The following is a 12,028-nucleotide window of genomic DNA, read 5'->3' as shown; positions in this document are numbered from 1 at the left end:
AATTTTTAAAGCCCTTAATAAAAAACACTTTCACTCAATGAAAGTTGTCATATGGGTCCAGATTGCCGAAAGTAACTTGACTAATCACCCCGAAAAGCGACAAAAAGGTCCAAATAAGGGCTAAGCTGGAATCCCGGCGCACAGGCCCACTGGCGGACACCGGTAAGCCAAGGTAATATCTTCCGGATAATAATGAACGCGATGATGAGCGTCTATCCCGTCATTTTCACAAAATTAAATATACGGGACATCATGCAGTACTCTACCCGTCAATACTGGAATGCAACTGCGGAAATTCCTTCGACCCGCTGGTTTTGGAAATTACAGCTGGTCAGCTGGATTGGCATTTTGTTGGTGACATTCCTCTCCCTGACTCTCTGGCATTCACCCTCTGAGTGGCCAAGCTTCGAGCCAGCAAATACTATTTTCCAGTGTGCTGTGGCTTTTGTTCTCTCGGTATTCCTAAGACCCATTTTTGATATCGCCTGGGACTCTGAACTGGCCGTTCGCACAGTTATCTATCTACTCGCCGTTGCGGTGATTTCCGGCATCTGGACCCTGGTGCGCATGGAGGCCTATATCCGCTTGAGCGGGGAGCACTCCATCTGGTCTGAATTCGGCGGCTGGTATTATGCCTCCCTCTTTGTCTTTCTTTTTTGGAGTGCACTTTACTGTGGGGTTAAATACCACATACTGCTGCAAGGGGAACACAAAAAAATGCTTGAAGTGGCCGCGGACAACGAGCGCGAGCAACTTCGTAGACTCCAGGCAGAGGCTATCGCCAATGAGGCCCAGCTTAAAATGTTGCGCTATCAGCTCAATCCCCACTTTTTGTTCAATACACTAAATTCCATTAATGCTCTAATTCGCTTTCAACAGGCCGATGAGGCCCGCGAAATGGTTGTACGACTCAGTGATTTCCTGCGCCTCTCCCTAAAAGAGAGCCCTATGCAAAAAGTAGAACTTGAACAGGAAGTCAAAGCAGCACTCCTCTATCTGGAGATTGAAAAAACCCGCTTTGCTGACCGTTTGGCAGTAGATCTCAATGTCGATGAAACGGCCCGGCAAGCATTGGTGCCCAGTATGTTGCTACAACCACTGGTAGAGAATTCAGTAAAATATGCCATCGCCCCCAATGAAATGGGAGGCACCATCGGAATTCATGCGAAAAGTACCGGTGAGCGCCTACTGCTGGAAGTACAGGATTCAGGCTGTTCCGAAGACTGCGCCGGCGAAAGAAATTACCAAGCAAGTTCCACCGGTGTTGGACTGAAGAATGTACGGGAGCGACTTTCCAGCCTCTACCCACAAAATTACCGTATAGAGCAACAGGAAAAACCTGATTGCGGCATGTCGATACGAATCGATATACCGCTGGAAAAATCCACGCACCCCACCAATAAAACACAGGGAGAAGTCCAATGAACAAACTCACTGTCGTGCTGGTGGACGACGAACCCCTAGCCCTGCGCCTGCTGCAAAGCATGTTTGAGGAATTCCCGGATATAGAAATTGCCGCCTGCTGCCGCAATGGGCGCGAGGCGTTGCAAGCCGTATCTGAATACAGTCCAGACCTACTGGTTCTGGATGTACAAATGCCAGGCATGAACGGCTTTGATGTGGTCAGTCGTCTACAGGCCGACACCATACCATTGGTAATATTCGCCACCGCTTTCGACGAATATGCCCTCAAAGCTTTTGAGGTTCACGCTGTCGATTATGTTTTAAAGCCCCTGGATAACGCTCGCCTAGAAACCGCCCTTGATCGCGCTCGCCAGCGCTTGCAATTGGCACATGCCGGCAAAAAAGATACCCACCAGGAAGAAAAAAAACGGCTGCTGCGCTCTATTGAGGAAATGAGTACAACCAAGGAACAAGCCTCTGAGACTCGCACCCCAGTGATCAACAATCGCCTGGCGATTAAGGATCGCGGCAGTATCACTATGGTCAATCAGCAGGATATCGAGTGGATTGATGCCGCCGGTGATTATATGTGTGTGCATGTAAAAGGGGAAACCCATGTTATGCGCAGCACTATCAAAGACCTGCAAAAACAGTTGTGCCCGGATAATTTCAAGCGTATTCACCGCTCCACCCTGGTGAATCTCAACTATATCGTACACATCAAAGTACTAACTAAAGGAGAGTACTTTCTCACCTTAACGAGCGGCGCTAAAGTCAAAGTCAGCCGTAACTATCGCCTACCGATTAAGGAATTTCTCGAAGCCAACCGACGCATAGCTTCAGAAGCCTCCTAAACAGCTTGCCCTTCAACGCCACTCAATACCGGCAGGGACTCGCCGGTATACCAGCAAAATAACCAACCTAAGCAATATCTGATCCACGCCATCCAGTTAATACAGAGAGCCCCTATCTTTACAAAAAAAAGCCGGCAAAAAAATACCGGCTAAGCGAGCTCAGAAGAGAAGAAAAAAATTAAGCGCGTTTGTCTGGGCGGTGACCAATGGCACCGTAGTAAAGAATATAGAGGTAGCAGAAAATAGGCAGGACAAATGCCAACTGGATACCCACCTGGTCCGCCAATAATCCCTGCAATAACGGCACTATAGCGCCACCGACTATAGCCAAGCACAAGATACCAGAACCCTGGCTAGCCGCCTTGCCAAGTCTCGCAAGAGCCAAACTGAAAATTGTTGGGAACATAATGGAGTTACACAGCCCCACCGCCAAAACAGCATACATTGCCAGGTAGCCATCAGCCGCCACGGTAATAAGCAGAAGTAGACAGGAACCCAAGGAACAAATTGCCAGTACTTTCCCCGCGGAAATAAAGCGCATAATCAAGGCGCCGGCAAAGCGCCCAACCATGGCCCCACCCCAATAGAGTGAGATATAAAAAGCCGCCTCAGACTCCTCCAGACCTGCTATGGAGTCTTCGGCAATAAAATTCACCAGGAAACTTCCGATTGAAACTTCCGCGCCGACATAGACAAAAATCGCTACCGCTCCTAAAACGAGATGGCGATAACTCCAGGCTGAAGCTTCACCTACCTGCGATGATGTCTGTGAAGTATTACTGACAATAGATGGCAGATTCAAAAACGCAAAAACCAGGGCCAACACGGCTAGGGTAGCCGCCAGAATCAGGTAAGGCACCTCGATCACCGAGGCACTGACTGCGCCGGCGGCAACTCCCGCAGCTGGGAGAATTAATAATGCACCGAATTGTGGGGCTACAGTGGTACCTAGTGCATTAAAGCCCTGAGTCAAGGTTAGTCGGCTGGGTGCCGTTCGCTCATTTCCCAAGGCGGCAACATAGGGATTTGCCGACACCTGTAAGATAGTAATACCGGAAGCGAGAATAAACAGGGCCCCAAGGAAAAGCCCATAGACCTCCATGCGCTCCGCAGGAATAAATAGTAAGCAACCCAATACCGCGATAGTGAGGCCGGTGACGATACCTTTTTGGTAACCAATCTTACTCACCAGACTACCCGCCGGCAGGGAAACCAAAAAATAAGCCCCAAAAAAACAGAATTGCACCAGCATCGCCTGGGCATAGTTCAGCTCAAAAATCCCCTTCAGATAGGGAATCAGGATATCGTTCAAACAGGTAATAAATCCCCACATAAAAAACAGTGAGGTCAAAGCTACCAGCGCAAATTTTTGTCCCGCTTGATCACCAGCTTGCAACTGCACAGCATCCGTTGCCGTATTTCTCTGCAAAATTGCCATATTTGATTCCCAGAAACTTCTGCCGCAACTAAACCGTAAATGGCAAGCCAGCACTTAAACACTCGTTATTCTTTTTGCTTTCTACCATGGAGGCACAGATACGACGCAGCGGTTTTCGATAAGGGGGGCTAAAAATGGGGGCAGTAGGGACAGTGTAAAGTGCCTTGGGCACGCTCAACTAGCGAGGCAAACAAATAACAGAAGAGGAACAAGCAACCCAACAAATGGGGAATCGCCAAATATAGAGTAGATCTCGTAAAAAGAAACTGGACTCTAAAGAAAGAAAAAAGGGCAGCGCTATGATCGGGACTGCCCTTTTTAAGAATATTAAGAAACGATATTGCCGTAGCTCATCAGACGCTGGTAGCGCTTTTCCAGCAACTCATCAATAGGAATAGCACTCAACTGCTCCAGTTGTTCACCGAGGCGCTCCTTCAGGCTCTCAGCCATAGCATCCGGATCTCGGTGCGCACCGCCGAGGGGCTCGGGGATGGTTTCATCCACAATACCTAACTCCTCCAACACACTGGAAGTCACCCCCATAGCCTCGGCAGCCAGTGGAGCCTTCTCTACGGTTTTCCAAATAATATTGGCGCAGCCCTCCGGAGAAATCACAAAGTAGGTGGAGTACTGCAGCATATTGAGCTGATCACCAACACCTATTGCCAGAGCACCACCGGAAGAACCCTCACCAATCACGGTACAAATAATCGGCGTGCGCAAACGGGACATCACCGCTAGGTTCTGGGCAATGGCCTCACTGATGCCGCGCTCTTCACTGTCGATTCCAGGGTAAGCCCCTGGAGTATCGATCAAAGTCAGCACCGGCATTTTAAAGCGCTCGGCCATTTCCATAATGCGCAAAGCTTTGCGGTAGCCCTCCGGCTTAGGCATACCGAAGTTACGTGCAACCTTCTCGTTCACAGAGCGGCCTTTCTCTTCACCGATCACGGCTACTGGCTTGCCATTCAAGCGTGCGATCCCAGTAATAATCGCCTTGTCATCACCAAAATGACGATCGCCATGCAGCTCGTCCCAATCGGTGAATAGCCGCTCAATATAATCCTTGGAGTATGGACGCTGCGGGTGCCTGGCCACCTGGACCACTTGCCAGGGACTCAGGTCTGCGTAGATGGACTCGGTCAGAGTTCTGCTCTTATCCCGCAGCCGGGTCACTTCATCCGCGATATTCAGCTCATTGTCGTCCCCGACCAGCTGCAACTCTTTAATTTTGCTTTCCAGCTCTGCAATCGGCTGCTCAAACTCGAGAAAGTTGAAATTCATGAAATCTGCGCCTTAACTCTTTTCCATGCCTCTGGGCAATCACAGCGACATAGCTTAACTGTACAGAACCGACCAGTCGAGCCCAGTGGACTTTAACGCCGCTCAGCGTATTGAAGTGCCACCCGCTCACGCCCCAGCAACTCCCGCAGGGACTGAACCATCTGATCATTCGGCTCCACATTCCATTGTGGAGGCAGGCGGTAGAGACCTCGCGCATCGTGGCGCAACACTTCCAGACTGACCCCGCACTGGCCACCGGTATAGGGCTGCAAACACGAGGCCAGACGCTTGGCTAATCCAGGGGCCACAACACCGGTATCGACTTGCAGACGCACACCGGTCACCCGGCTCTGACGCAGCTCATCCAGGGTGGAAACCCCATTCACGGTCATTTTCAGACCGCCGCTGTAATCGTCATTGGCCACGGGGCCTTCGAGTACCAGCAGCGCATCCTTAGCCAGCTTATCGCGGTGTTCGCCAAATGCCTCGCTGAACATGGCCGCCTCAATACGGCCGCTGCGATCATCCAGGGTAACAATAGCCATGGAATCGCCACGCTTGGTCTTCATCACCCGCATGGCAACCACCAGGCCCGCCACTTTTTGCGCTTCGCGGCCAGGTTTTAAGTCGGCGATTCGCGCCTTCACCAGGTGTTGTAACTCACCGGCATATTCGTCAATGGGGTGGCCGGTGAGATACAGACCCAGGGTGTTTTTCTCACCCTCCAAGCGCTCGCGAATACTCCAGCAGCGAGTGCGACGGAAGTCCTCGTACACATCACCATCGGAAGATTGCGGCACCACCTCACCGAACAAATCCATCATGCCTGCATTGGCATTAGCCTTTTGCTGTTCCGCCGCCTTCACCGCTTCATCCAGCGCGTTAAACAGCACCGCGCGGGAATAATCCAAGCCATCACTGCCGCCAGTATCCGGCCCAATGCTGTCGAAGGCACCAGAGCGCACTAGCGCCTCTAGTGCGCGCTTATTCACCTTGCGCGGATCGACACGCGAGCAGAAATCGAACAGATCGGTAAAGGGACCGCCCTCTTCCCGCGCCGCAATAATATTTTCAATCGGCCCCTCACCCAGGCCCTTGATGGCACCGAGACCGTAAATAATGCGGTTATCGATGTCCACCGAGAACTGGAAGCTACCCAGATTCACATCCGGCGGCACCAGCACCAGCTCCATGGCGCGACACTCTTCGATAAAGGTCACCACCTTATCGGTCTTATCCATATCCGAAGACATGGTCGCCGCCATAAACTGGGCGGGATAGTGCGCTTTCAGCCAAGCGGTCTGATATGACACCAGTGCGTAAGCCGCAGAGTGCGACTTGTTAAAACCATAGCCTGCGAACTTCTCTACCAGGTCGAAGATCTTAATCGCAAGTTCGGGGTCAATTCCTTGCTCTTTTGCCCCATTTTCAAAAGTGGCCCTCTGTTTGGCCATTTCCTCCGGTTTCTTTTTACCCATCGCCCGGCGCAACAGGTCAGCGCCACCGAGGGTATAGCCCGCCAACTCCTGGGCGATCTGCATAACCTGTTCCTGGTAGACGATCACGCCGTATGTGGGCTCCAGGATCGGTTGCAGTTTCTCGTGCTGGTATTTGGCATCCGGGTAGGCCACCTGAGCGCGACCGTGCTTACGGTTAATAAAGTCATCAACCATGCCCGATTGCAGCGGACCCGGACGGAACAGAGCCACCAGGGCGATCATATCTTCCAGGTTGTCCGGCTGTAGGCGCTTGATCAGGTCCTTCATCCCCCGGGATTCCAGCTGGAATACCGCCGTGGTCTCTGCCCGCTTGAGCATCTTGAAGGTTTCATCATCGTCCAGTGGCAGCGCGGCGATATCCAGAGGTTCCAGCCCCTCGCGCGCACGGGTCTCATCCACCATGCGCTTGGCCCAGTCGATGATGGTCAGTGTCCGCAGGCCGAGAAAGTCGAACTTCACCAAGCCCGCATCTTCCACATCGTTTTTATCAAACTGGGTCACCAGGCCTGCACCGGTCTCATCACAATAGAGCGGTGCGAAGTCGGTGAGCTTGGTGGGGGCGATAACCACACCACCCGCGTGCTTGCCCACATTACGAGACACCCCTTCGAGCTGCAGGGCCATCTCCCAGATTTCCTGGCCCTCGTCATCGCTTTCGAGGAACTCGCGCAATATCTCTTCCTGGTCGAAGGCCTTCTGCAGGGTCATACCTACATCAGGGGGAATCATCTTCGACAGCTTGTCTGCGAGGCCGTAGGACTTGCCCTGCACCCGCGCCACATCTCGCACCACCGCCTTCGCGGCCATGGTTCCGAAAGTAATGATCTGGCTCACCGCTTGGCGGCCATAGTTATCCGCAACGTAGCCAATTACCCGATCGCGCTTCTCCATACAGAAGTCGATATCGAAGTCGGGCATCGACACCCGCTCCGGGTTCAGGAATCGTTCGAACAGCAGATCGTATTGCAGCGGGTCCAGATCGGTAATGTCCAGCGAGTAAGCCACCAGGGAGCCGGCACCGGAACCCCGCCCCGGGCCCACCGGTATATCGTGGTCTTTGGCCCACTGGATAAAGTCCATTACGATCAGGAAGTAACCGGGGAATCCCATCTGGATAATGATATCCAGCTCAAAGCGCAGCCGGTCTTCGTAGACCTGGCGGCGCTCGGCATAGTCCGCAGCGGATTTGTCGAGGATGGTGGCGAGGCGCCGCTCCATACCCTCGTAAGAGACCTTTTCGAAGAACTGGTCTTCGGTCATACCCTCGGGAATCGGGTATTCCGGCAGGAAGTATTTACCCAGCTGGATTGGCGCCGAACAGCGCTTGGCAATCTCCACGGTGTTTTGCAGGGCTTCGGGGATATCGCCAAACAGCTCCCACATCTCTTCCGGCGTGCGGAAATACTGTTCGGCGGAATAACGGCGCTCGCGGCGGGGGTCATCGAGGGCGCGGCCTTCGTGAATACACACGCGCACCTCATGGGCCTCGAACTCGCTCTCTTCCATAAAGCGCACATCGTTGGTGGCTACCACTGGCAAATTTAATGCCTGCGCCAAATCCACCGCCGAGTGCAGATAGTCCTCATCGCCGGCGCGACCGGTGCGCTGTAATTCCAGGTAGTAGCGGCCGGGGAATAACTCCGCCCACTCCCGTGCCAGCTCCTCTGCCTGGGCGCGGCGCCCCGCCACCAGGGCACGGCCCACATCGCCGTACTTGGCACCGGACAGCATCAGCACCCCTTCGCTGTACTCCTTAACCCATTCGCGTTTGATATAGGCGTTACCGTGGTACTGGCCTTCCATCCAGGCTCGGGAAATCAGCTCGGTAATATTGCGGTAACCATCGGCGTTCATCGCATAGAGCGTAATTAGCGTCGGCTTGCCCTCGCCGCCTTCGCTGAGCCAAAAATCCGCTGCGGTAATCGGCTTGATACCGGCGCCCAAACAGGCCCGGTAGAATTTGATCTGCCCGTAGAGGTTGCACTGGTCGGTAATCGCCAGGGCTGGCATTTCCAGCTCCTGGGCGCGGGCGATGGCCGGCTTGATTCTTACCAGGCCATCGATCAGGGAAAATTCTGAGTGAATTCTTAGGTGGACAAAGGGTTGGGTCATAGTCGCATTTAGTTCCGGGCCCTGCGAGGCCCGGCCCCGACAAAGCGCTATCGATTGTTTACCAGATTCGGCCCATTTGCCGCGCGCGCTCGGTGCAGAGCTTTAACACTGCACGGCGCTCATCGTTATCCATGGAGCCCCAGCGGCTGATTTCATTACCACTGCGAAAACAGCCCTCGCACAGGTCCTGCTCATTCAGGGCACATACGGAGATACAGGGGGATTTCACCGGGCGCTCTTTCGGCTCCACGGTTTTTACCGGTTGTTCAGACATCTTTAGCCTCAAGCGGGACCAGTTCACTGGCGAAATGTTTGCCGTTGGCCGCATAGTGATCGCTGCTGGCTTTGAGCAGCTCGTAGGTGGCGGGATCGAGAGATTTTACTACCTTGCCGGGAGAGCCCAGCACCATAGAGTAATCGGGAATTTCTGTGCCCTCGGTCACCAGCGCATTGGCGCCAATGATACAGCACTTGCCGATTTTGGCCCGGTTTAAGATCACGGCATTGATACCAATCAGGCTGTAATCTCCAATGTCACAGCCGTGCAGCATCACTTTATGGCCTACGGTGACACCGGTACCGATGGTTAATGGCACACCGACATCGGCATGCAGAACCGAGCCATCCTGTACGTTGCTGTATTCACCGATAGTAATAGGCGCACAGTCACCGCGCACCACCGCGTTAAACCATACGGAGCTGTGCGCAAACATACGCACATCTCCAATCACATGGGCACCGGGCGCAATATAGTGGCCCTCACCTTCCAGTTGTGGCTGTTTATCCCCCAATCTGTACAGCATTTGGCCTCCGGCTCGATATGATTATGAACCGCTTATTATCTCGCGCCAAAGAGGCCGTGGCTAGGGAGAGATGATTGCGCTTTTCACAATATGACCCGCTAGAGCAGCTCGCCCTGCTGGACAAAGTTGGCGCCCTCAAGGGTGAGCAAGCGCGCTTTCAAAGACAGGCCGCCGGCGTAGCCGGTAAGGCTGCCATTGGCTCCGATCACGCGGTGGCAGGGAATAACGATGGCAATCGGATTTGCACCATTGGCCCGCGCCACCGCGCGAATAGCCCGTGGCTGGCCCAACCACTGGGCTTGCTGGCTGTAACTGCGAGTTTCGCCAAAGGGAATTTGCAACAGCGCATCCCAAACCCGGCGCTGGAATTCAGTGCCTTTTGGCACCAGAGGCAGATCGAAGCTTTTGCGCTGGCCGGCGATATATTCCCGCAACTGCTGGGCGGCCAAATCCGTCAGCTCCGAGGCGCCCCGCTGCCAACCGCCCCCCAAACGCAATGGTCGTTCATCATCATAAAACTGGAGTGCAACTATACCTCTGGCGCCTCGGGAGAGCCCCTCTCCCTCCTGCTCGCAGGCCGCGATGGCAACATCCCCCAATTCCGTGGTGTAACTCTCATAGACAATCATTTTTTCTCTCCAGATTTCAGGGACTGCCACAACAAAATGGCTCCATATGCCCGCCAAGGCCGCCACTGCTCTGCCCGCTCCAGGACCTGCTTGGGTTTTGCCTTTTCACCATCACTGCCCAAGGCTTGTAGAATACCCAAATCCGACGCGGGGAAAGCGTCCGGCATCGACAGGCCACGCATAGCGATATAATGCGCCGTCCAATCGCCAATACCCGGCAGTGCTGTGGCCTGGCTGCACCAATCCTCCAGGGACTGATCGGCAAAACTCACACGGCCATCCAAAGTTGCGGCAACAAACTCCTGTAGGGTTTTCATCCGAGCCCGAGTCAAACCCAGATCCGCAAAGTCCGCCTCAGCGAGACGCTCGGCCGTTGGGAATAAAAACCGCTCTCTGCCAGCATCGTCTACAAACGACTCCCCGTAGCGGGCCACTATACGTCCGGCAATAGTGGTCGCCGCCGCGACACTGATCTGCTGACCGAGAATCGCCCGCAGTGCATATTCGAATGGGTCCCAGGCACCGGGCAAGCGCAGGCCCGGATTCTTCGCCAACTGATCTGCCAGCAATGGATCTTCGTTTAATACTGTCTGGATCTCCTCAATATCCGCATCCAGATCAAACAGCCGGCGCAGGCGCTGGTTCAGCAGATATAACCCTGCCCCACCTTCCTGACCAAAAACCTCCACTACCAGGCGATTGCGTTCCGGGTCGTGGGAGACCTCCATCACGCCACGACAAGCATCCAGTTCGAAACTGCGTGAATAGACCTCCCCCTCCACCTGCTCTACCCCCGCCAAAGCGCGAGTTCCCAAAAAAGCCAGGAGTTGCTGCCAATCTAATGGCGGGCGGTAATCCAGGTACAACCGCACCCGAGTCGCACTCGCCTTCTCCGCGCGCACTGCGTGCCCCTCCCTGCGCACCTCGGATGGAGTGCGTTGATAGATCTGTTTGAATACGCCGTTAAAGCGTCTCAAGCTGTTAAAACCTGACTCATAGGCAATTTCAGCAATAGGCAGGTCCGTATCTCGTAGTAAACGAAAAGCAAACAGTGCCCGCTCGGTTTGCCAAACCGCCAAGGGGCTTACCCCCAAGTGCTCAGAGAACAGACGGCGTAAATAGCGGCTGCTGACCCCGAGACGCTCTGCCAATCGCTCCACAGATTGAGGCTCGCGCTCACTGCGCATCAGTTTTAAAGCGCGCTGCACGGTGGTCGAAACCAATCCCCAAGCTGGACTGCCCGGCGCAGAATCGGGGCGACAGCGCAGGCAGGGCCTAAAGCCCGCATTGGCCGCCTCCGCCGCAGTTTCAAAATAAGTGACATTGCGCTCCAACGGTGGCCGAGCGGGGCAGATGGGTCGACAGAAGATACCTGTCGTCTTCACCGCCGTAAAAAAACGCCCATCAAAACGCCGATCACGGGCAAGCCGCGCACTGGAACAAATTGCCGCATCAATTTTCATTTACCCTCCCGAATCTGACCTACAGTGTATTTCCACGCTGCCTTGGAAACTAGTCAAAAACGGAACTGACCCAAAAGCCATAGACCCGATAGTCATAACAAGACTCAAGCCTTCGTTATCATGAGAAATAAATTCACATAACGAACGTTTGCCGCGGCAAGGACTATATCCGGTTACCCGATTAATTTACGCACCTGATTACTCTTTACAGCTCACAAGAAATTTTCAAAACTATCAACGTCTTTCCGCTTATTCCCCATCAAAAATACACACCGGCAACAAGTTGAAAATTTCTCAGCACAAATGTGCAGGCATTTTCACCTCCCTCACTGCCAACAAGAAAACTAAAAAATAAACTGCCATTATTTTTTCAATCATTACCTTTATTCAGAGAAATCACACATATTTATCCACATCGAAATTCGGTGGCCTATCTATTCTGATAAGAAATAAAAATCAGATATTTACTCCACCAATTACATCTATAGGGAAGCAACCTTCAAGAAGTGGGCACTTATTTTCACTTCTATTTTCTCGTAGCA

At 53.3% G+C, this 12,028-nt stretch carries 9 protein-coding genes; 2 read left to right on the top strand and 7 right to left on the bottom strand.

The genetic code is table 11. The annotated features are described in order from the left end of the window. Window positions 1-252: 252 nt before the first annotated feature. Together ACJJIB_RS07330 and ACJJIB_RS07325 are read left to right on the top strand one after the other, a co-directional pair. On the top strand, window positions 253-1,425 hold the full coding sequence (locus ACJJIB_RS07330) for a sensor histidine kinase (protein WP_444888387.1): 1,173 nt from the start codon (window positions 253-255) through the stop codon (window positions 1,423-1,425). After that, window positions 1,422-2,258 carry a LytR/AlgR family response regulator transcription factor gene (locus tag ACJJIB_RS07325; RefSeq protein WP_444888386.1) on the top strand — a complete coding sequence of 279 codons (837 nt, stop codon included), beginning with the start codon at window positions 1,422-1,424 and terminating at the stop codon, window positions 2,256-2,258. The genes ACJJIB_RS07330 and ACJJIB_RS07325 overlap by 4 nt, the downstream gene beginning before the upstream one ends. A 178-nt stretch (window positions 2,259-2,436) precedes the next feature. Here ACJJIB_RS07325 and ACJJIB_RS07320 read toward each other — a convergent pair whose 3' ends face one another. The 7 genes from ACJJIB_RS07320 to ACJJIB_RS07290 form a co-directional block, all read right to left on the bottom strand. Next, window positions 2,437-3,696, bottom strand: a complete 1,260-nt coding sequence (locus ACJJIB_RS07320; RefSeq protein ID WP_444888385.1) for a sugar MFS transporter — start codon at window positions 3,694-3,696, stop codon at window positions 2,437-2,439. Window positions 3,697-4,023: 327 nt separating this feature from the next. Next, a complete protein-coding gene (locus ACJJIB_RS07315; RefSeq protein ID WP_252085077.1) occupies window positions 4,024-4,980 on the bottom strand; it encodes an acetyl-CoA carboxylase carboxyltransferase subunit alpha in 957 nt (318 codons plus the stop codon). 92 nt (window positions 4,981-5,072) lie between these two features. Further along, the gene (gene dnaE, locus ACJJIB_RS07310) at window positions 5,073-8,591 is read right to left on the bottom strand and encodes a DNA polymerase III subunit alpha (RefSeq protein ID WP_444888384.1); all 3,519 of its coding nucleotides are present in this window, start codon (window positions 8,589-8,591) and stop codon (window positions 5,073-5,075) included. A gap of 58 nt (window positions 8,592-8,649) precedes the next feature. Then, window positions 8,650-8,865, bottom strand: coding sequence for a DUF1289 domain-containing protein (locus tag ACJJIB_RS07305; protein WP_444888383.1), 216 nt, complete (start codon window positions 8,863-8,865; stop codon window positions 8,650-8,652). After that, window positions 8,858-9,394 carry a gamma carbonic anhydrase family protein gene (locus ACJJIB_RS07300; RefSeq protein ID WP_444888382.1) on the bottom strand — a complete coding sequence of 179 codons (537 nt, stop codon included), beginning with the start codon at window positions 9,392-9,394 and terminating at the stop codon, window positions 8,858-8,860. The genes ACJJIB_RS07305 and ACJJIB_RS07300 overlap by 8 nt, the downstream gene beginning before the upstream one ends. A 98-nt stretch (window positions 9,395-9,492) precedes the next feature. Then, the gene (locus tag ACJJIB_RS07295) at window positions 9,493-10,023 is read right to left on the bottom strand and encodes a methylated-DNA--[protein]-cysteine S-methyltransferase (RefSeq protein ID WP_444888381.1); all 531 of its coding nucleotides are present in this window, start codon (window positions 10,021-10,023) and stop codon (window positions 9,493-9,495) included. After that, complete coding sequence (locus ACJJIB_RS07290) at window positions 10,020-11,486, bottom strand: AlkA N-terminal domain-containing protein (RefSeq protein ID WP_444888380.1); 1,467 nt, start codon at window positions 11,484-11,486, stop codon at window positions 10,020-10,022. The genes ACJJIB_RS07295 and ACJJIB_RS07290 overlap by 4 nt, the downstream gene beginning before the upstream one ends. Window positions 11,487-12,028: the final 542 nt, after the last annotated feature.

The sequence above is a fragment of the Microbulbifer mixtoriginis (SeqCode) genome, from assembly GCF_052467705.1.
Note: the sequence above shows the minus strand (reverse complement) of the source record. Positions and strands in the feature narration are given on the sequence as shown.